At 35.9% G+C, this 22,306-nt stretch carries 11 protein-coding genes; all 11 read right to left on the bottom strand.

The window, feature by feature from the left end:
• Positions 1 to 286: 286 nt before the first annotated feature.
• The 11 genes from C8C83_RS10370 to C8C83_RS10320 all read right to left on the bottom strand — a co-directional run bounded on the left by C8C83_RS10370 (position 287) and on the right by C8C83_RS10320 (position 22,301).
• Complete coding sequence (locus C8C83_RS10370) at positions 287 to 1,789, bottom strand: family 43 glycosylhydrolase (RefSeq protein WP_233566046.1); 1,503 nt, start codon at positions 1,787 to 1,789, stop codon at positions 287 to 289.
• A gap of 139 nt (positions 1,790 to 1,928) precedes the next feature.
• The gene (locus C8C83_RS10365) at positions 1,929 to 3,875 is read right to left on the bottom strand and encodes a sialate O-acetylesterase (protein WP_121328424.1); all 1,947 of its coding nucleotides are present in this window, start codon (positions 3,873 to 3,875) and stop codon (positions 1,929 to 1,931) included.
• 104 nt (positions 3,876 to 3,979) lie between these two features.
• Complete coding sequence (locus C8C83_RS10360; protein WP_121328422.1) at positions 3,980 to 5,491, bottom strand: cellulase family glycosylhydrolase; 1,512 nt, start codon at positions 5,489 to 5,491, stop codon at positions 3,980 to 3,982.
• Positions 5,492 to 5,504: 13 nt separating this feature from the next.
• Positions 5,505 to 7,754, bottom strand: a complete 2,250-nt coding sequence (locus tag C8C83_RS10355) for a glycoside hydrolase family 3 C-terminal domain-containing protein (RefSeq protein ID WP_121328420.1) — start codon at positions 7,752 to 7,754, stop codon at positions 5,505 to 5,507.
• Between the two features lie 48 nt (positions 7,755 to 7,802).
• Positions 7,803 to 9,383, bottom strand: coding sequence for a glycoside hydrolase (locus C8C83_RS10350; protein ID WP_121328418.1), 1,581 nt, complete (start codon positions 9,381 to 9,383; stop codon positions 7,803 to 7,805).
• A gap of 6 nt (positions 9,384 to 9,389) precedes the next feature.
• Entirely contained in the window at positions 9,390 to 11,546 is a 2,157-nt protein-coding gene (locus tag C8C83_RS10345) for a glycoside hydrolase family 3 C-terminal domain-containing protein (RefSeq protein ID WP_121328416.1), read from the bottom strand.
• 139 nt (positions 11,547 to 11,685) lie between these two features.
• Entirely contained in the window at positions 11,686 to 13,692 is a 2,007-nt protein-coding gene (locus tag C8C83_RS10340) for a glycoside hydrolase family 97 protein (RefSeq protein WP_121328414.1), read from the bottom strand.
• A gap of 492 nt (positions 13,693 to 14,184) precedes the next feature.
• Entirely contained in the window at positions 14,185 to 16,584 is a 2,400-nt protein-coding gene (locus C8C83_RS10335; RefSeq protein ID WP_121328412.1) for a TIM-barrel domain-containing protein, read from the bottom strand.
• A gap of 129 nt (positions 16,585 to 16,713) precedes the next feature.
• Positions 16,714 to 19,203 (bottom strand): glycoside hydrolase family 2 TIM barrel-domain containing protein, encoded by a 2,490-nt coding sequence (locus C8C83_RS10330; RefSeq protein ID WP_121328410.1) that lies wholly within the window; start codon positions 19,201 to 19,203, stop codon positions 16,714 to 16,716.
• A gap of 130 nt (positions 19,204 to 19,333) precedes the next feature.
• Positions 19,334 to 20,704, bottom strand: a complete 1,371-nt coding sequence (locus C8C83_RS10325; protein WP_233566045.1) for a hypothetical protein — start codon at positions 20,702 to 20,704, stop codon at positions 19,334 to 19,336.
• Positions 20,705 to 20,726: 22 nt separating this feature from the next.
• Positions 20,727 to 22,301: a RagB/SusD family nutrient uptake outer membrane protein gene (locus C8C83_RS10320; RefSeq protein WP_121328408.1), complete on the bottom strand. Its 1,575-nt coding sequence runs from the start codon at positions 22,299 to 22,301 to the stop codon at positions 20,727 to 20,729.
• Between the last annotated feature and the right edge of the window lie 5 nt (positions 22,302 to 22,306).

The following is a 22,306-nucleotide window of genomic DNA, read 5'->3' as shown; positions in this document are numbered from 1 at the left end:
TTATTTCCTAGTTTGTTTAATCTCCTGACAGGTTTTTCAACCTGTTAGGTATCTTGGATTTTACTCTGTTTGACAATTATACCTAACAGGTTTTGAAAACCTGTTAGGATATCGAAACGCGCGTGAGGGATAGGAGCTTGCTACCGAAGTAGCGTGTATAGCCCGACCGTATTTGCAAAAGGCGCGCATAAGCGGTTTGTTAAATAGCGCCTTTTGAAAATACGGTCACGCCCTAATGATCAACGCAATTATTATTTTTTAGCTTTTAAATATAATTATTTGAAACTTAATTTATGCCTTTGTAAACGAAATTTTTGAACGTAACCTGACCTTCGCCAACGGAAGAAAGTCCTAATCGAAGACTCATAAAACCACTTAATACGTTATGATTAAACGACGAAACTTCGGCTGAGTTTTCGATCTTAATCCATTCTTTTCCGTCAAGGCTGTAAAACATATTTACGAGTTGTTCTTTCTTTTCGAGGCGCAAGAATAAATGGGTTTTATTGATACCTTTTAGAGTAGGAAATTGCCATGATCGTAAAATGGCTAAAACATTTTCTTTATCGGCAGCAATTCCGGTATAAAGCTTATTGTCGTAAAACAGAATTAATCCTGCCGTGGCATTGCCTTCTATTTCAACCTCAACTTGAGCCGAATAAGAATGATCCGAAGGCGTGCATAAAAGTGGCGAACTGTTGCCAATTCCGTTTCCTTTACCTTTTATCTGAATTCCGTTTGGAGTTAGCTTAAATCTTTGATCGTCAAAATGGTCAAAAAACTGCCATTGTGGTTGTAATTCTGTTCCTGAAAAAGTATCCGAAAGCGTAAAATTACTTTTGATCGTTTTTCCTGCCGGTTTTTTTATTGGTTCATTGGTTTTGATGTTTTTTGGGCTTTTAAACCAACCATCGTTTGTCCATTCTACAGGTTGCAAAAGGGTTTGGCGTCCCATGTTGTAATATCCATTTTCGTAACCGTGAAAAACCATCCACCATTTTCCGTTTACATCATCGATTAATGTTGCGTGTCCTTTTGACCACCATTTCTCTGAACTGTCATTTGTTCTTAAAATGGGATTGTAAGGTGAGTTTTCCCAAGGTCCTAATGGCGATTTTGATCTTGCCGAAATAACCATATGACTTGTTGCCGGTCCAGCAGTTCCGCCTTCGGCAACGGTTAAATAATAGTAATCTCCACGTTTGAGCACTTTTGGCCCTTCCATACAAAAACATTCTATCGACCATTCTGATGGAATTTTCCAACCATCGTATACATGTTTGCTTGCTCCGGAAACTGAAAGTCCGTCTTTTGACAATGGCACATAATCACCATTACTAAAATATAAATAGCGATTGCCTTTGTCGTCTGTAAAATGTCCGGGATCGATATTGCCAATTTTTAAATCGATTGGATCGCTCCAAGGTCCGTTGATATTGTCTGCCGATACTACATAATTGGTTTCATTTGCCGGAAAATAAATGTAAAATTTATTGTCGAATTTCACCAAATCCGGCGCCCAAACTGAACCAACACTTTTTTTAAGTGCATGTGTTACGGGTTTCCAATTGACCAAATCTTTTGATGTCCAGATCAATAATCCCGGATAATAGTTGAACGAAGAATGTACGATATAGTAATCTTCGCCGTCTCTAATAATCGATGGATCGGGATAATCTCCTGCAAATATTGGATTTTGATACGAATCATCGCCAACTTTTGCTTTTTGTTGCTGTGCATTACTGAAAAACGTAATGAAAAATATCAATAAGAGAATGCATTTTTTCATAATTGAAAGACTATAAATTAATTCTGTTTAGTCTCCTAACCCGTTTTTTCAACCTGTTAGGTATTTTGACTTTTTTCCTATTTCGAAAATTATACCTAACAGGTTGAAAAAACCTGTTAGGATATCTAATCTTTCAATATTATTTACTGACTTTGTAAGTTTCGTTTGCCGTAATCATTTCCCAATTATCGGTTCTGAAAGGCGACGCAGGAAATTTTTCTTTGTTATACAAATTGATCTCTGTATCATCGTCTGCCCAACCATAATGAACGGCTACCGGATTTTTTACGTCGTCACTTGAAACTATTATTTTATTGTCTTTGATTATCGCTTTCGCGGAATGAAAAACTTTGTCTGCTCCAGCAATTTCGAATCCTTTTACGTTTTCGGTATTATCTGAAGTTGATAATCCCGAACCAATATTCTCGAAAGTCAGAATGATTTGGTTTCCTTTTATTTCCTGTGCTTTAAAAGTTGGTCCGCTGTAAACTTGTTTTTTGCCGTAAACATTATTCAAGGCAATTGCCGCCAAACGCAAACCAACATCTTTTTTATTGGTTGGATGAATGTCTTTTGCATTACCAATATCTGTCGTTACAGCCATTCCGGTATTTGGTAATTTTAAAGTTTCAAGTTGTGCTTCACGAAGTTCTGCCCAACGACTTCCTACTTTGCTATTGCCATTGAATTCATTGAAAGTCGATAATTGTACAAAATAGAACGGAAAATTACCTTGTTTCCATTTTGTTCTCCAATCGTTTATCATCAACGGGAATGCTTTTTTATATTGTTTTGCTCTCCAAACATTGGCTTCGCCCTGATACCACAAAACGCCTTCGATAGCATACGGAATCAACGGATTTACCATTGCATTGTATAATAACGATGGATAACTGTTTGGTGATAATGATGTTTTTACAACGATAACTTTGTATTTCCATTTTCCGTCAAGCGGAATGATTTTGCTTCCTAAAGTTAATTTTAAATCTGCTGAATCACCGTAGATTCCGCCACCGCCGCTGTTGTCTACGATTCTAACGGCAATAACATTTGTACCTTCTTTTAATACGTTTGCGGGAACTTCGTAAACACGTTTTGCGTCCCATTGGGTATTTTTACCAACTTCGATTCCGTTGACATAAGTAATGTCTTCATCGTCGATTTTTGCAAGACTTAATATCGCTTTGTTCTTAATTTCTTCTGCTGAAAGTGTGATGGTTTTTCGCATCCAAACCACGCCATCTAAATCTCCCAAAGGCTGATTTTCCCATAAACTTGGGGTATTTAATTCTCCCCAACTTTTATCATTAAATGCTGTTTCTTTAAAACTAATTTCATTGGCTGTACTTACTTCTGTTCCCTGAATTTTCTCGACTCTTTCGCGCATTCTCAAAGCATATAATTTCGAAATAGAATCCATATTCAAAGTTGGAACATCGGCAATCATTGTTTTAAAATCATCACTTTTTTGAAATGCTTCACGGCTTGTCCAGGTTTCTACACAGGTTCCGCCCCAAGATGTGTTGATGATTCCAATTGGAATTTTTAATTCAGCATATAATTTCTTGGCAAAAAAGAAACCGACTGCTGTAAAATCACGCACGTTTTCTTTGTTGGCAACTAACCATTTTCCTGCTTTTAAATCTTCTTTTGGTAATCCGCTTAAATCTTGTGCAACTCCAAAATGACGAATCATTGGATAATCGGCATCAGCCATTTCTTTTTCAGAATCCAAGTTTTTATACATCTGAAATTCCATGTTTGATTGTCCGCTGCAAATCCAGACTTCTCCAACCAAAACATCTTTTATGGTAATTTTATTTTTTCCGATAATAATTAATTCAAATGGTCCTCCGGCTTTTTCGGCAGAAAGTTTAAGCATCCATTTTCCGTTTTTATCGGCTTGAATTGTTTTGATTTGTTTGTTAAAATGAACTTCTACTTTTTCATTGGCATCAGCCCAACCCCAAACCGGAATTTCTTTGTTGCGCTGCAAAACCATTCCGTCAGAAAAAAGCAAAGGCATTTTTACATTTGCGTTTGCAATGCTACCGAATAGTAAAAAAAGAAAGATTATTTTTTTCATTGTGTTTGTTGTTTAAACCATGTAAGTGATATAAGAAAATATAAGTACAAACTATGCGTAAAACTTAAATTAACTTATATCACTTATATGGTGAATTCCTATTTTTACTGTAATCCTTCGATCAATGCATTTAATGCCTGAGTATCGAAAACGGTGTTATCACTTCTTTTAAAGATTCCAAAACCGTTATCACCAAGACTTCCTTCATCCCAATAAAAAGGTAATAAACCATTTGCTCTTGCTGTTTTTACTACCGTTTTTAAATAATATGCTCTTGAATTTAGGTGTAATGTCAATGCATCACCCGTTAAAGTTGTACGACGAATTGCACCAAACTCTCCTAACAAAACAGGAATCCCTTTGTCTACAAATTGCGCTTTCATTAATTTAAAGTTTTTCTCTAAATCTGCTTCTTCTCCATAAGTTGGGTTTCTGTCAAGGTCTGTTGTTGAATGGTAATTTGCTCCCCAATAGTAGAACATTTTTCCCCATGATTCGTCTTTTGTTAATCCCGCAAAATTCCACGGAGCATAATAATGTACTTCGACCATCATACGGCTTGTTGCTGTATCAGTTGGCAAAACTGTCATTAATTTATTTGTTTTTTCGATGTCTGTTGTTGGTCCCTGAATTACTAATGTTCTGAAAGCATTTTTACCTCCGGTTGAACGAACAGCATCAATAAATGTTTGGTGATATGAAGTTAAAACTGCCATTTGTGTAGCGTCTTCAACTGCTGGCTCGTTTGCACTTGCAAAAAGTAAATGTTCGTCGAAACCTCTTAAATGTGTTGCAATTTGTTCCCAAAAAGCTTTTTGTTTCGCATTATTTTCTACTTTTTTAGCTTCGGTAATGTTGTTTTCTAACCATCCGCCATCCCAGTGGATATTTACAACTACATACATATTATTGTCTACACAATACTGAACAACTTCTTTTACTCTGTCCAACCAATCGGTTTTAATTTTGGCTGTAGCCGAATTTTCTAAATATTGATTCCATGAACACGGAATTCTAATGGCATTAAATCCGTTTGCTTTAACAGCGTCAATCAATGCTTTTGTAACTTTTGGATTTCCCCACGCAGTTTCGCTTCCGGTTGCTTCCATTGTATTACCGATGTTCCATCCTAGTTTTATTTTTGCAGCTAATTCTACAGCAGAACTTGACATTCCTGAATTATCAGCAGCAATTGGATTTGTATTATAACTTGGATACAAACCTGCAACTGGAGCTCCGCCCGCTTGTGAAACAGAAATTTGAATTGATGCAGCTTCAGGCGAACTTAATGTCAAAGTAGCAGTTCTTGCTTCGGCAGCTGTATTCTCAGAAGCTGTTATTTTTACGATTACTGTTCCTGTAACTCCAGCAGATTGGCTTAATTGTAACCAACTTGTATTAGAACTCGTAATTGTCCAGGCATTAACAGTTGCAGCGACTTTGACAACTGCATCACCGCCTTTGTTTACAATATCAATTTTATTAGTATCTACAGTCAGCGTTTTATTGGCTGACTTTGTGTCTTCTGTATCTTTTTCAGAACTACAGGCCAAAAGGCTAAAAAAGCACAAACATAAAAGTGTACTAAGCACATAGTTATTTAAAATAGTTTTCATTTTATATGATGTATTACTTGATTGTTACTGAGATTTCTTTTTTAATATCTCTTGAAGAATTTCCTAATTTCAACGTGTATTTTCCTGGTTCAATTGTCCATTTTTTAGCCGTTACATCGTAATACGCTAATTCTTTTACCGGAATTTTGATCGTTACTGTATTTGAACTTCCTGCTTTTACCAATGTTTTTTGGAATCCTTTTAGTTCTTGTGCAGCACGTGTTATTTTTGAATCTGATTTTGAAGTGTACAATTGAACTACTTCTTTTCCATCAACTTTTCCTGTGTTTTTAACGTCTACAGAAACTGAAATTGTTTCGTTTTGTGCGTATGAAGTTTTATCAGCTTTAGCATTATCAAAAGCAAAAGTCGTGTATGATAATCCGTATCCAAAAGGATATAATGGCGTAATGTTTTTGGTGTCAAACCAACGGTATCCGATCAAAATTCCTTCGGCATAGTTTACTGTTTTTCCTCCAGGGAAACTGTTTGTTGCATGTGCAGGAGAATCCATAATGTTTTTTGGCATTGTCCAAGGTAATTTTCCTGATGGATTTACTTTTCCAAGAATTACATCGGCTAAAGCATTTCCGCCTTCTGAACCATTAAACCAACTCCATACTAATGCTGAAGTTTTTTTACTTACCGCATCAATATCAAAAGGCGCTCCGGCAATCATAACTACAATTGTTCTTGGATTTACGGCCAATACTTTCTGAATTAATTCTTCTTGTCCAAACGGTAATTTCAAGTTTCTTCTATCAGAAGCTTCTGTTTCATAATCACGGTTTGAACCTGCAAAAATAATCGCAACATCTGATTTTTTAGCTGCTTCTACAGCTTCTAATACTTTTGCAGGATCTAATTGATCGATTGTTACCGGACCATTTAAAGTTATATCTCCTAATTTTCCTTTGTTCTTAACATCGTAACGCTCTAAATATCCTTCAGCATAATTGATTTTTATCGATGATGGTAATCTGTTTTTTAAACCTTCAAGTGGCGTAATTTCTCTTTTGGTTTTTACACCTGCACCAAATCCGCCAAGCGCATTTTTCTTAGTTGCATTATTTCCAATTACTGCAATTGATTTTACTCCGTCTAGTTTTAATGGCAATGCATTGTTTTCGTTTTTCAATAAAACGATATCTTCAGCTGCAATTTTATACGCATCCTGATAATGTGCTTCTGTCGAAATACTTCCTTTTACACGGTCTTTGCTTTGGCTTCCCATTGCTTTTACCTGAAATAAAGTGCGTAAAATTCTTTTTACATGTAAATTAATTTCTGCTTCTGAAATTTCTTTGTTTTTAGCAGCAGCGATTAATTTATCGGCAAGGAAAAATTCGTTGAATGGTTTTGGAGTTCCCATTTCGATATCCAAACCACTTTCCAGAGATTTTACTGTAGAATGAACCGCAGCCCAATCTGAAACTACAACGCCTTTAAATCCCCATTCGTCACGAAGAACTTTATTTAGCATGTAATCGTTTTCACATAAATATTCGCCTCTAAATTTGTTATAAGCGCCCATTACTGCATATGCATGAGCTTCTTTTATCGATGCTTCGAATGCCGGTAAATAAATTTCACGAAGTGTACGTTCATCAATTTGAACGTCTACAAAATCACGATTTGTTTCCTGATTGTTAGCTGCAAAGTGTTTTACGCAAGCCATAACATCATTGTCTTGTAAACCAACAATTAACGGCACTGCAATTTTTTTATTTAAAAACGGATCTTCAGACATATATTCATAAGTACGTCCGCCAAGTGGAGTTCTTACCATATTAATTGCCGGCGAAAGCAACATATCTTTATCACGAGCACGTAATTCTTGTCCAACACTATTTCCAAAAGTATACGCCATTTCAGCATTCCATGTTGCGGCTAAACCTCCGCCTGCAGGATAATACGTTGCAAAATCATTTGTCAATCCTGCCGGAGCCCAATTGTCACGAGAAATTTCTTCACGAACTCCTAACGGTCCATCGGCCATTTTTAATTCGGGAATTCCTAAACGTTTTACACCGCCAGAAGTAAACATGCTGTTTCCGTGCAACATTCCAATTTTTTCCTCAATCGTCATTTGAGAAATCAGCTTATCTATTTCGGCATCATATTCTGATCCAATTTCTTTTCCTTGATATTCTTTCTGAACTGAATTATCAGCATCAGAAACTGAACTTTGAGCGTCTTTTTTACAAGAAGTAAACGCTGCAAAAGCCAATGCTACTGACAGGTATATAATTTTGTTTTTCATGCTTAATAAATTTATTTTAGTTTTTGATCGTTCGTTTTTTCTTAGAAATTAAAGTTTTACAAAATTGAATAAGACAACATCATTTTCATTGATTTTATAGTCTTTGCTAAATGTTCCGTTTGCATTAATGGTGATTTTTTCGGTTGCAACCAAATCGCCATTATTCTTTTCTTTGATACTTTTTACTTGTTCTTTTGTTAACTGACTTGGTTTTCCTAAAGCCAAATAATCGGCGTAAGCATCATTAACTTTATAACCTACTTTATATATTTCTAACTTATAATTTCCTTTTTGTAAACCTCCAATTTCTATTTTTACACTTCCTTTTGGTTTTGATGGCAAATCCTTGATATAATAAGTTTGATTATTTATCGAATCTCCCGGATGTGTATTGGTAAAATCCCAAAATAACAACTGGACATTTCCTTTTGAGTTTTTAGTTGCCCATGAAGACGTGTCTTTATTTTGAAGTTCTGTTTCTCCTAATTTATTCAGAAATGAATACGAGAAATAAGCCGGTTTTTTAATTCCTTGCGTATTCAATAATCCGAAACCTCCGTGAAAAGGCGTGAATCTTGGTCCCGCTTCTTCAAAAATATCGGTGAAAACCCAATATGACATTGAATTCGCCGCATTGCCAACTTGTTTTAATTTTTGAAGAATATAAGCTGCGGAATGATAACTGTCGTGAACAGGATCTGCCGGAGTATATGATGTGCTCCATTCTGTATAATGTAATTCAAGATTTGGCTTAGCCGAATTTGAAATTTGTTTGCGAGAGTTGATTACATCTCCACTTATACTATTTTCATCTTTATTCAGGATTGTTCCTGAAGTTCCAAATTCGTCCAGAAAACCTTGTTTTACTCCATATGTATGTGTCGAAATAAAATCTAACGGAACATTGTTTTTAGCACAAAAATCGATTGTTTCGGGAACCCACGCTGCTCCCGCTGTTGCTGGCCCACCAACTTTATAAGCTGGATTTACGCTTTTTATTCCGCGCGCTGCGTATTCATATAATTTGAAATATTCGGCCTGAGTTCCTGTCCAGAAACCCGGAGATAAATTCGGTTCGTTCCAAACTTCAAAATACCATGTTTTTACTTCTTCGGCTCCGTAACGTTCTGTGAAATGCTGAGTTAAATTCCGAATTAAATCTTCCCATTTTTTATAATCTTTTGGAGGTGTAACATTTCCTTTCCACCAAAAAATAGTCTGACTTCCGCTTGCCAAAGCTGATGGCATAAATCCTAATTCGACAAAAGGTTTCATTTTTATGCTGATTAAAAAATCATACAAAGCGTCGATATATTGGTAATTGTATTCTGGATTTCCTTTTGAATCTTCACGATAAACTGCCATATCATCGGTCAATAAACCGTGCATTCGGATGTATTTAAAGTCGCATTCTTTTTTGGTCATTGCCAATTGCTGTTGCCAATCGGCACGTAAACCTTCGTTTGCTCTTCCGGCGCCAATGCATTCTTTGAACATTGTATTTAATGCGCCCGAAGTTTTATTGTAATCTACTTTTATGATTCGGTTTTCAGCAGTAGCATTTTGTCCAAACAATTTGACATTGAATAGACTTAGTAAAATAAATAGTAAGGTTAGATTTCTTTTCATTGATAATTATTTTACGTTTATTTTTTTATTCAAAAGAATATTATCCGAAGCATTTCCCAACTGAATTTCCATGGTATTGTTTTCTAATTCAAATTGCTGTTTGGCTGTATTCCAATATTCTAAATCTTTGGCTTTTAAAATTAGTGAAACATTCTTCGTTTCTCCGGCTTTAAAGAAAACTCTTTGAAATGCTTTTAATTCTTTTTCAGGACGTTCTACTTTTGAATTTAATTGTTTTACATACAATTGAATCACTTCGTCTCCGTCTTTATTTCCTGTATTTGTAATAGAAACAGTAACTTTTACTTCGCCATTTTTAGTGATTATGTCTGAATTGCTTTCTATTGAATTGTATTTGAAAGTGGTATAACTCAATCCGTGGCCAAAAGCATACAATGGTTTTCCTTTGAAATACATATAAGTTCTGCCATTGCGAATATTATAATCTAATAATTCCGGTAAATCAGTAATGTCTTTTACCCAAGTTTGCGTCAAACGTCCGGCAGGATTATAATCTCCAAATAAAACATCGGCTAAAGCTGTTCCGGTTTCCTGACTATTTTGTGCCATATGCAAAATTGCCGGAACGTGTTCTTGCGTCCAGTTTATCGCATATGGAAAACTGCTAATCAACGTTACAACGGTTTTAGGATTGGCTTGATAGACAACTTTAATCAAATCTTCTTGTTCTAAAGTCAGCGATTGACGATCGACAGCTTCTTTGCCTTCACTAGGAACTGGACAATTTGCCCAACCCGCATTACAAACCGGATGGTTTCCGACAATAACAATTACAGCGTCGGCTTTTTTGGCAATATCAACTGCTTTTCCGTCAATGTTGTTTTTAGCGTAAAGAATTTCAACATTGTTGCCTAATTTATTTTTAATTCCCTGCAAAGGTGTAATTGTATAAGGTGGAGTTCCGCTGTACCAATCCAGAAGAACTTCATCTGCACGTAGACCGATTATGGCAATTGTTTTTAATTTGTCTTTTTGTAAAGGCAATAATCCATTCTCATTTTTAAGTAAAACGATAGATTTTTGTGTTGCTTCGAGAGCTATTTTTTTATGTGCTTCGGTTTTCCACGGATCGATTTTATCGTTTTTTGTTCCAATTTTAGAATACGGATTTTCTTCTGAAGTATCCAACATTCCTAATTGAATCATAACTCTGTAATCACCGCGAATAACGGCATCTATATCTTTTTCTTTTAAATATCCGTGCGAAAGCGCTCCGTAAATTCCTTCTGTATATTCATCCAAAAACTGATTAATTCCTGCTTTTATAGCTGCTGCAGCGCCAAGATATTGATCTGCATAATATTTATGATCTGAAAGCAACAATCTGAATGCGCCTCCATCTGTACAGATAATTCCGTTTTGTCCCCATTCTTTTTGGGTAATGTCTTTTAGCATCGGGTGAACCATTGCCGGAATTCCGTTTACTTTATTATATGACGCCATATAAGCGCGGGAACCTCCTTCGACAACGCCCATTTGAAAAGGTAAAGAATAATATTCGCGCCAAAGTCTTTCATCAAAATCAGATGATGTATACGTTCTTCCGTCTTCATTACTATTGGCTAGAAAATGTTTCATCAGCGAAGCCGTTTGCCAATATTTTGGATTATTTCCCTGCAATCCTTTTACAAATGCAACGGTCATTTTTCCGTTAAAAAAAGCATCTTCTCCGTAACTTTCTTCGGTACGTCCCCAACGCGGATCTCTTGCAATATCTGCATTTGGAGCACGAACGACTAATCCGCCACGATGGTATTTCTGAAAAGCATAACGGGTTTCATATCCTTCGACTTGTGCGACTTTTTGAAGTAATTCTACATCCCACATTTCTCCCAAACCATAAGCCTGAGGAAAAGTTGTGGTTGTAACGGGTTGTTTGTTTTTTCCGCCCCATTCTCCGGGTCCGCCAAGTGCCAAACCGTGCAATCCTTCTACATGACCTGTACCTACAACTCCCAATCTTTTTACAGATGGATTTGTGCTTAAAGCCTGAACTTTCTCGTCAAGCGTCATCAACGATAACAAATCATCAATACGCTTTTCAGTATCTAATTTAGGATTCTGAAAAGGATATTGCTTTTGCTGCGACAACACCAAATTGATCGAAAAAATAAAAACAATATGCAGAATGAGGTTTTTCATTTAAAAAAATTGTGGTTATTAAGTAAAGACGCACAGCAGTGCGTCTTTGTCTAAAATTTTTATAAATTCTATTTTTTAATTCTAATCTTTGTTTTGAAATACCTAACAGGTTTTTAAAACCTGTTAGGATATCAATCTTTTATAGTTTTTTGAAACGAATTGCTGTTCCTCCGGCGCCGCCTAAATGTAATTTTAGAGAATCCGAAGCTTTTACGGTTTTCTTAGAAATCGCTACTGCAGATGGATTGTGTGTTTCGTCAGTTCCTTCGGCGTCAGCATAAATTTGTGCTTCATATGTGGCTTTTGGATCTAAGAATGATAACGAAACATTTACGTCTCTTGCGTTTTCATTTGTGATTGTTCCTAAATACCAATCGGCGCTGTTTCTGTCTTTACGGGCGGTTGTGATGTATTCTCCAATTTTTCCGTCTAATACTTTTGTGTCTTCCCAATCTGTTGGAACATCTTTTAAGAATTGTAATGCTGGTTTTCCTTCGTAGTTTTCAGGAAGATCTGCCATCATCTGGATTGGTGCATAAATCGTAACGTATAATGCTAATTGTTGTGCTGTTGTTCCGTGTACTCTTTTTCCAGGATATCCTTGTTTTACCTCAACATCAAAAATTCCAGGTGTAAAATCCATTGGTCCGGAAAGTAATCTTGTGAATGGAAGAATCGTCAAGTGATTTGGCGGATTTCCTTCGCTCCAAGCGTTATATTCTTGTCCGCGTGCTGCTTCTCTCGAAACCATGTTTGGAAAAGTTCTGCGTTCTCCGGTATCTTTTATAGATTCGTGGTATAAGACGGCTAAATCATATTGTGCTGCTTTTTCAAGAATATATCTGAAATAATTTACTCCAAATTGTCCGAAGTGCATTTCTTTCATGTTCAATTTAGAACCTACGTGTCCAATTTTAACCGAGTGCATTCCTAATTTTTTGTACAATGCAAAACCTTCATCAACTTCTTTTAAATAGTTAATTAAGTTTGAACCTGTTTCATGATAACCAATAAGTGCTACTCCTTTTTTGTTTCCATATTCAACTACTTTTTCTAAGTCAAAATTGTCTGCGCTTTTCGTAAAGCTAAACATATGCATATGATTTTCATACCATTGTGGTGTCCATCCTTTGTTCCATCCTTCGATCAATAAATGATGAAATCCTTCTTTTGCTGTAAAATCAATATATTCTTCGGCGTGTTTTGTTGTTGCGCCTTGTTTGTCGCTTTCCCAAAAAGTATATTTACCAATGTGCATTCCCCACCAAATTCCGAAGTATTTATATGGTTTGAAATAACTTGCTGTATTTTTTAATTTGTTCGGATCATTTAGATTTAAAATCAAATAAGAGGTAATTAAATCTGCTGGTTTCTCCCCTATTTGAAGCGTTCTCCAAGAAGAAGTAAAAGTATCTTTTACACGAACTTTTACACCATCAGACCATGGCACCAAATCAGATTTAAGTTGTGTTCCTGTTGTGTTTACCAAAGTCATACTGGCAAAATCAACCAAGTTTGCTTCGTGAAAACTCAACGCTAATCCGCTTTTGCTTTCGATTGTAAGCGGAGTCAAAACGGTATCAAGTGTACTTACCGGAGCATCTTTAAAAAGATATTCGTCACGGTTTTCTCTGTTTGCCGGAATCCACCATGCTTTTCCATCTTCTTTTAAGTTAAAAGTCGTTTTTTCATCCATAATGAAAATACTGTCTTTTACATTTTGTTTTGGATAAACATATCTAAAAGCAATTCCGTCATCAAACGCACGAAATTGGATTTCCAGTTTACGTTTGTTTCCTGCTTTTTGCTGCAATTGAACCGAAAGCTGATTGTAATGGTTTCTGATATTTTTCTTTTCTCCCCAAACTTGTTCCCATGTTTCATCAAAAGTCGAGTTTTTCACGCTTTTGATTTCGAAATCAGAACTTAAATTTTCATTTCCTTTCAATAAAAATCCCATATCTGATGGTGTTATCACCTCGGTTTTTCCGTGTGAAACAGCATACTTTGGAGCGTTTTTTACTAATTCGAATTTGATTTTGTTTTGCCCGTTTGGCGAAGCCAATTCGTAAGCATTTTTATTTTTCTGACTGTATCCTATCGAAACTGAAAGGATTAATGCGGGAAGAATGAGGTAATTTTTCATGATATTTTTTCTTAATTCATTTTTAATAAATCGGGTGTTGCTTATGAGACGTCACCCGATTTAGAAACTCAACAAAAACTTATTTTTTATCCAATTAAGGATTTTTCTTTTGCCACGAATTGCACGAATTATCTCGAATTTAATTTGTGTAATTTATGACTGTTTTTTGCCACCGATTAAAAGATTCCAAAAGATTTTTCTAACTAATTAACCATGATATAATCCATTAGAACCCTTTAAATCTGTGACATATATTTTTTTAATCTGTAACTTAATTTTCTCTCGCAGATTTGGCAGATTGAGCAGATTTTAATCTTCTTAATCGGTAGCTCTATTTTTTACTAATCTTAAAAATTAAAAAAAAAATCTGCTCAATCTGCCAAATCTGCGAGACCTAAAACCCTCCAATCTAGGGCTGTTTTTTTGCCACGAATTACACAAATTATCACCAATTTAATTCGTGGAAATTAGTGCAATTCGTGGCTAACTTTTTTATTTTATCCACTCTGTTTTAAGAGTTGTTTTTCCTTGTAACGGGTTTGAAACTACGTCAAAATTGTTTCCGGATTTTGTAACTTTTATTTCTTTTACTGAATCTCCGTCCGGTAAAAATACTTTGGCTGTAGCCGAAGTGGTTTTATCACTAGCGTAAACTTTCAAAGTTAATTTGCTCCAATCCATATCTTTTGTAGATTGTGCTAATGCGATGTGAGGTAATGCAGTTCCGTCTTTTACTAAAACTACGATTGGCACTTCGCCCGCTTTGATTTTATGCCATCCTGATTGGTATACTTTTTTAGTTTGGTAATCAATCCATGTTCCTTCCGGAAGGTAAACGTCTCTTTCTGTAACTTCTTCAAAAAGTGGTGCAACCAACATACTTGAACCAAATAAATATTCATTATCAACCAACCAAGCTCCCGGATCATTTGGATATTCTACAAATAAAGCACGCATCATTGGTAATCCTTTTTGTGAACTTTCTTTCGCCTGAGCGTAGATATATGGCATTAATTCGTAACGCATATTATCTGCTTTTCTAAATCCTTCTAAGAAATCTTTACTGTACAACCAAGGTTCGCGCGGAGGTTCTCCGTGGCTTCTTACGTGTGAAGTAAACATTCCGAAAGGCGCCCATCTTCTGTATAAATTCTCCGGTGATTTTGTTGCAAATCCTCCTACGTCATGACTCCAGAAACTGAATCCGCTTAATCCTAATGAAAGTCCACCGCGTAACTCTGCTGACATTGCTCCGTTTGAAGTTTCGGCATCTCCACCCCAATGTAATGGGTAACGTTGAGATCCTGCCCAAGTACTTCTTGCCCAGATTAAAGTGTATCCTTTTTCTTTCTGAGTAATTTCGGCGACAGCCTTATTGTATCTTAACGGATATAAATTGTGTTCGTAAAATCCTGTTCTTCCTGAATGGTAGATTCCGTCTGGCGGAGCTGCTTCTCCAAAATCTACTTTGAAAACAGAAACGCCCTGATCAAATAAATGTTTCAGTTTTGCCTGATACCAAGTTACGCTTTCCGGATTTGAAAAATCTAAAACTGCATCTTCATACGGAAGATTTCCTTTGCGATCTCTTACGGCTAAATTCTTGTCCATGATTTCGTTAAACAACGTATTCTTTGGTGAGAAATACGGCAATTGCCATAAACAAACATGAAAACCGTCGTCTTTTAAATCTGACATCATTTTTTGAGCATCTGGAAAACGATCTTTAGAAAACTCATAATTGTTTCTCCAATCTACATCAAACCAACCTGTATCGAAGTGAATAACATCTGTTGGAATTTTATATTTACGTAAATCTTTTGCTACTTCTCTTCCTTCTTTTTCTGTAAAATAAGTGATTCTACTCATCCAGAAACCAAATGACCAAAGTGGTGGCATTGCAGCTTTTCCAGTTAAATCTGTGTATTGATCTAAAACGTCTTTTGGTTCTCCAATAAAGAAAAACAAATCGGCTTCGTCATCGCCAATATACATTTCGTTTGCACTTGAAAAATATCTACCAAAGTCAACTGTAATTGGTGTCGAATGGTGCATGAAAACTCCGTAACCACGGCTGCTCATATAAAACGGAACTGGTTTGTACATCGTTTCATTCTGAATTCCGTTTGCATCATCGGTCCATAAAACAACTTTTTGCCCGCGTTTGTTGAATTGTGTGAATGATTCTCCACAACCAAATATTTTTTCGTCTGGTTCTAAGCTAAAAGCTGCTCCCATACTTCTTGAATAATCGCTGTTTCTGCGCACATACGAAAACGGAAGTGTTGGTGTATAAGTATTTTTAAAATCAGAATCGTGAAGTGTACTTGTCAGTAATTTTCCGGTTTCATCGTAAATTTTAACGTGCCACGGTTTTGTCAAAATTTCTACTCTTCCGTGTTTGCTGGTATAACTGTGACCACCTTCGATTTTAGAATATTTCCATAATTCAGGATGGTTTGGCGCAACACCATTTATCAACATTAGAGATTCTTTTTCAGGATGAAATTGTGGTCCTGAAGTTGTTTTGATTCGGATAGTTCTGTCTGAAACAAACTGAATCTGAAACGGTAATTCCGGTGAAGCCTGATATTCTGTTGTTGGAAATTCGTTTGCTTCAACAACGTCCGGTTTCATCATCATATTGTTGAAAGCCTGACGTGTTTTGTAATTGTATCTCAGATATTTTATCGTTCCTTTTCCCGTTGCAGGATCAAAAGCGATCAATTCATCGGCAAAATAAAAGGTGTTCAGATAATTCTGAAAATCTTTACTTATATCTATCGGAGCATTTAGCACATCTGCATTTTGGATTTGTGCTGATGCTTTTGGCGTCAAAACAAATCCAAGCATGAAAGCTGAAATCAATGTGGTTAGTTGTGAGTTTTTCATTGGTCAATAATTCTAGATGTTAGTTTATCCTAACAGGTTTCCAAAACCTATTAGGTATCAATATATTTTTATTAAGATATTAAATAAAATACCTAACAGGTTTTGGAAACCTGTTAGGAACGTAACTTATTATTCTGCTGTAATTACAATTGTTGCTGGTTTTAATCCATTCGCTTTAGCGGTTAATTCTAATCTTCCTGTTTTATTTTCAGACTGAACAATTACTAAACATTTTCCATTAAGCGCTGTGTGTTTTGAACCTTTGTATGATTCGTGACTTACGGGATCTCCGCTGCAAACGCCTACAATTTTTCCGTTTCCTTTTAATGAAAAGTTGATTTCATTATTAGCATTTGGTGCCAAAGTTCCTTTTGAATCCAAAATATCTACGGTTACAAATGACAAATCATTTCCATCGGCTTTGATGTTACTTCTATCTGCTGTAAGTTTTAAGTTATCCGGATTTCCGGCTGTTTTAATTTCGGTTTCCAGAACTATTTTTCCGTTTTTACGAGAGATTGCTTTTAATGTTCCGGGTTGAAAAGGAATTCTCCACATAACGTGCAAATCTTCTCCTTTTTTACTGCGAACTCCAACTGATTTTCCGTTAAGGAAAAGTTCAACCTCATCTGCTTTATTATAATATGCCCAAACATCTACGGTTTGTCCTGCTTTCCAGTTCCAATGTGGGAAAATGTGCAGAACGGTTTTGTCTGTCCATTCACTTTGGTACAAATAATAAACGTCTTTCGGGAAACCGGCTAAATCTACAATTCCGAAATACGAACTTACTGATGGCCATTCATAAGGAGTTGGTTCTCCGATATAATCGAAACCGGTCCAGATGTACATTCCGGAAAGGAAATCGTATTTTTTGATGACTTTCCAGGTTGCTTCGTGTGTTGAACCCCAAGGCGTTTGTACCTGATCGTAAGCCGAGACAGTATTCCCAGGATTACCGCCTTCAAATTTTTTATCCCAACTAACCGGCCATTTTTTTATAGTATCTGAAACTTTATCATAATAACCGCGAGTTTGTAATCCCGAAGTAGTTTCAGTTGCTATAAAAGGAATTCCAGGGAAATTTTCTTTATGATGCGCGTAAGTCTGATGCGCATAATTGTATCCGATAAGATCTAAAACTCCAGATTTTGCAAGAGGATTAAATTGTACATTCTTTTTTTCGAATTGTAAAGTCACGTCATCAATATTCATATTTACCGGCGGATTCATCGCTGCGGTTAATGGACGTGTTTTATCGTATTCGCGTGTAATTGCTGCTAATTCTTTGGCTATAGCCACACCATTTTCATTCCATTGTTCTGGAATTTCATTTCCAATGCTCCAAACAAAAATACTTGGATGATTACGGTCGCGAAGTAATTGATCGACTAAATCTTTCTTGTGCCATTTGTCCCAATCATTTGCGTAATCGTATTTGGTTTTGTTTTGTTTCCACATGTCAAAAGCTTCATCCATTACAATGAAACCCATTTTATCGCAAAGATCTAAAAGTTCCGGAGCGGGAGGATTATGAGAAGTTCTGATTCCGTTTACGCCCATTTCTTTCAAAATTTCAAGCTGACGTTCGATTGCGCGCGTATTGATTGCAGAACCTAAAGCTCCTAAATCATGATGCATACAAACTCCTTTGATTTTGACTTGTTTTCCGTTAAGGATAAACCCTTTATCTACATCGAATTTAAAATCTCTTATTCCGAAATTGGTTTTATATTGATCTACAATTTTATCGTCAAGCGAAATTTCGGTAACTGCTGTATACAATTCCGGTTTTTCTACCGACCATAAAATTGGCGTTTCAACTTCTGCCGATTGTTTGATGGTTTGATTGGCGTTTGCACCAATTGTTATATTTTGGGTAACCGATGTTACTTTGGTATCTTCTTTAAAAATAGTTGTTGTTACTGTTGCTTTTTTTGAAGCTGCATTTTGGTTTTGAATAATCGTTTCAAAACTTACCGAAGCTTTTTCGGCAGTAACTTTTGGCGTTGTCACATAAGTTCCCCATTGTGCAACGTGCAATTTATCTGTGGTTTCAATCCAGACATTTCTAAAAATCCCTGATCCTGAATACCAACGTGAATTTGGTTGTTTTGAATTGTCAACCTTTACAATTATCTCGTTGCTTTTGTCTCCATAATTTAAGTACGGTGACATGTCATATTGAAAACCTATATATCCATTTGGACGTTTTCCTAAATAATGTCCGTTTACCCAGACTTCGCTGTTTCTGTAAACGCCATCAAAGATTACTGATATTACTTTACTACTATCAGAAGCGTTTATTTTGAAAGTTTTCTTATACCAACCTAAGCCTCCATTAAGTGATCCGCCTCCATATCCGGCAGGGCTTTTTTCATCAAACTTTCCTTCAATACTCCAATCATGCGGCACACTTAAGGTTCTCCATTTAGTTGAAGTTCCAATAGTATCTTTGTCTGTTATACTATCATTTAAATGAAAACTCCAATCTGAATTAAAAGAAACTTTTCTGTTATCGAAAGTATCTTCCTTTTTGCTGCAAGAACCCAAAAGGATAATTCCGATTAGCATTACTAATGTTAAACCTCCGCTTAAATATTTTATTCTATTATTCATATTAATAGGCTTTTATTGTTTTGAAAAACAAATATAAACATACCGATAGGTGACTGTTTCAATCCCCTACCGGTTGTTTACTTGTTTGAAGTAATTATGGTTTCATTTTATTAAAAAAACCTTAATTACTTTAAGGAACTATGTAATGGAAAACAAACCATTCGTCCTTACCTGTATCATATGATGTTCCAAGCCAGATTCCTTTTTGAAGGAAATCTTTATTATATGCTTTTACTACTTTAATAACATTTACAGTTGGGTTCATCCAGCTTGTTGCATTTTGAAGAAGTGTTTCACTTCCTAAATTGATTTCATTTGTCGCTGCATTTATGGTAAAAATACCTGACGTTACAACTCCATTTTGACTGCGTGTGTAGTTTAATTTACCTCCCCATTGGTCAAAACGTATCCATGAATTTCCTGCAATTTTTGCCCAATCATCATTCCATCCCCAGTTATAAGAACTCGTAGAATCAACCGTCCAGCCTTTTCCTTTTCCAACCCAGTCAATTGGATTTCCTTTTCCGTCCAGATTCCAAACTCTTCCTGCTCCGGCTCCACCTGTAAGCATTGTCAATAATTCTCCCGGTGCAAAAGTTGGATTGAAACCTTCGTCAACAACTGGTACTGTAACCGGAGGAACATAATTATCAGCATAATCTTTAGAAACAAAATTCCAGATATACCACCAAGGACCTTCGCTATTGGTTCTTTTTACAGCAATTCTTAACTGATTGTCTGTTAATTTTAATACTTTAATATTATCACTCCAGTTACTTGCGTTTGCAATATAATTATCTGGTCTTAGGATTGTTGTTCCTGTTGTTGTTAAAGTATGTGCATTGATGTCTAAGAAATAAGATCCGTTTTCGATCGTTGTTCCATCAGCTTCATGAATGGTCATAAAAGGTCCTCCTTCAAGGCTGAATGTCATGTATCTTCCCCAGTGCATATCTGCATTTGTACTTGAGTTGGCATTTCCTTCAGGTTCCCAGTTTGGAGTAAAGTTACCCCATTCTACAGTTGTGCTTGGATCTGCATAAGACATTGCACCAGGAGCTAATCCATATTTACCATTGTCTGTTACCCAAGATTTCTTTTTACCAACTCCGCCTGATAATGCTGTCCAAAGTGGATCATTAACATAGTTTAAGTTGTCTTTATTTACTGTAATTGTTACTGGATCTAATGCAACAATACCACCGCCGGTTACTGCAGAAATTTTAATCGTGTAACTTCCTTTAAAGGCATATTTTACAGTTTCTACCGCTTTACTGGATTTCCCTGTACCATAATCCCAATTCAGTACAACTCCGGGAGTTGTGTTTTTCATGATTACAGTATTTCCTCCCGGATCTGCGACTAAATCCTGAGTAATTTCAAAATGTATATCCGATTTATCCATCGGTGCGTCCAAAGAATACGTTTCCGGAGAACAAGATGATACAAGCATTAACGCAAGCATCAAAAATGATGTAACTAATAATTTAATATTTTTCATTTCTTTCCTTTTTTAGTTAAGATTACCAACCTGCATTTTGTTTCAAAACTCCTCCAGATAATGTAATCTGTGTATTTGGAATTTGTTGTAGTCCTTTTGTAGCTTGGATTTTAGCTGCCGAAATTGTTTTTGTAGCGGCAACTCCACCATTTAATAATGTTGTAGTTTCTGCAATTGTAGTAGAAGCTTTTCCAACACCCTGACGTAATAAATCCCAATATCTAATTCCTTCAAGAGCAAATTCCAGATGTCTTTCGTTTAAGATATTATCAGCATTTACAGGTAAAGCTGTAAAATTATCTTTGTAAGCTCTTCTTCTCACATTATCAAAATAAGTCTGCGCACTTCCGCTTCCTAATTCAGCTGCCATTAACAAAACATCTGCATATCTTAACACAACATAATCCTGAAATTGACCTATATCCCAATATTGACTTCCCATAACTAGTGGCATATCTTTACCGTCTTTGTCAACCATTGGCGAATATTTCTTATTGTAATATCCTGTGTATTCTCTTTGATTATTGATTTTATCGAATTTTATTTTTTCTTCATCGATTCCAATTACACTTGCTGTACGTCTTGTATCTGTTGCGCTGTAGGCTTTCCATAATTTAGAGTTTACTGTAACTCCCCAACCACGTCCGTAAGGGTAAGATGAAAATTCTCTCATCCCGAACATTACCATCCAGTGGTTTCCATCCGTATTTCCGTTATAATCACTTGTATAAGAATATTTCACAGAGAACACGATTTCTTTATTGCCTTCTCCTGCATATTTATCAACTGAAGCTGCTGGCCATAAAGTAGAAAAATCATCTACTAAACCGTGACCACTTGATGCAATAACATCTTCAAGATGTCCTAAAGCTTGTGCTTTAGTAACTACTCCTGCTAAATCAGTTTTTCCGTAGTATCCTGTATAATATAAATAAACACGTCCAAGTAAAGATTTTGCTGCCCATTTTGTAATACGTCCGCTTGTTGTAGCATTATAAGCAACTGAAGGTAAATTGTTTGATGCAAATACTAAATCTTCGGCAATTACTTTATAAATTTCTTCTGGAGCTGCTTGCGGTATATTATCAGAAGAAGGAGCTGTTAACAAAGGAACACTTCCCCATAAACGTGCCATTTCAAAATATAAATAAGCTCTGATAAATCTCGTTTCAGATGTATATGTATTCTTTAAAGCTGTATCACCTTTCCAGTCAATCTGATCCATTTTCGATAAGAAAACATTACAACGATAAAGCGCTTTGTAATAAGCAATCCAGTTACCGTTAAGCATATCAACATCTGAAGGTGAACGTGAAATATCAAATTCATCGATTGCAGCATAATTGTAACCATCAGAATTTCCGGTTCCGCCAAAACAATCGTCAGACATTACTTCACTAATTACAGGAACTCCCAAACCACTGGCTCCGGTTGCAACTTGCAAACCATCATAACAACCTACTAATGCTGAAAAGGCGTCATCTGTTGTTTTATAAAAATTTGTATCTGTTTGTTGTACCAATGGTTCTGTTTCTAAACTACAAGAACCCAATGACAATAGTGTCAAACAGAAAATATATAGATAGGTATTTTTCATCTTTT

This window comes from Flavobacterium sp. 90, from assembly GCF_004339525.1.
GTDB lineage: Bacteria > Bacteroidota > Bacteroidia > Flavobacteriales > Flavobacteriaceae > Flavobacterium.
Note: the sequence above shows the minus strand (reverse complement) of the source record. Positions and strands in the feature narration are given on the sequence as shown.

Excerpts from the sequence above, each read along its gene's own strand:
- C8C83_RS10370 (WP_233566046.1), bottom strand. The coding sequence starts at position 1,789 with ATGAAAAAATGCATTCTCTTATTGATATTTTTCATTACGTTTTTCAGT.
- C8C83_RS10365 (WP_121328424.1), bottom strand. The coding sequence starts at position 3,875 with ATGAAAAAAATAATCTTTCTTTTTTTACTATTCGGTAGCATTGCAAAC.
- C8C83_RS10360 (WP_121328422.1), bottom strand. The coding sequence starts at position 5,491 with ATGAAAACTATTTTAAATAACTATGTGCTTAGTACACTTTTATGTTTG.
- C8C83_RS10355 (WP_121328420.1), bottom strand. The coding sequence starts at position 7,754 with ATGAAAAACAAAATTATATACCTGTCAGTAGCATTGGCTTTTGCAGCG.
- C8C83_RS10350 (WP_121328418.1), bottom strand. The coding sequence starts at position 9,383 with ATGAAAAGAAATCTAACCTTACTATTTATTTTACTAAGTCTATTCAAT.
- C8C83_RS10345 (WP_121328416.1), bottom strand. The coding sequence starts at position 11,546 with ATGAAAAACCTCATTCTGCATATTGTTTTTATTTTTTCGATCAATTTG.
- C8C83_RS10340 (WP_121328414.1), bottom strand. The coding sequence starts at position 13,692 with ATGAAAAATTACCTCATTCTTCCCGCATTAATCCTTTCAGTTTCGATA.
- C8C83_RS10335 (WP_121328412.1), bottom strand. The coding sequence starts at position 16,584 with ATGAAAAACTCACAACTAACCACATTGATTTCAGCTTTCATGCTTGGA.
- C8C83_RS10330 (WP_121328410.1), bottom strand. The coding sequence starts at position 19,203 with ATGAATAATAGAATAAAATATTTAAGCGGAGGTTTAACATTAGTAATG.
- C8C83_RS10325 (WP_233566045.1), bottom strand. The coding sequence starts at position 20,704 with ATGAAAAATATTAAATTATTAGTTACATCATTTTTGATGCTTGCGTTA.
- C8C83_RS10320 (WP_121328408.1), bottom strand. The coding sequence starts at position 22,301 with ATGAAAAATACCTATCTATATATTTTCTGTTTGACACTATTGTCATTG.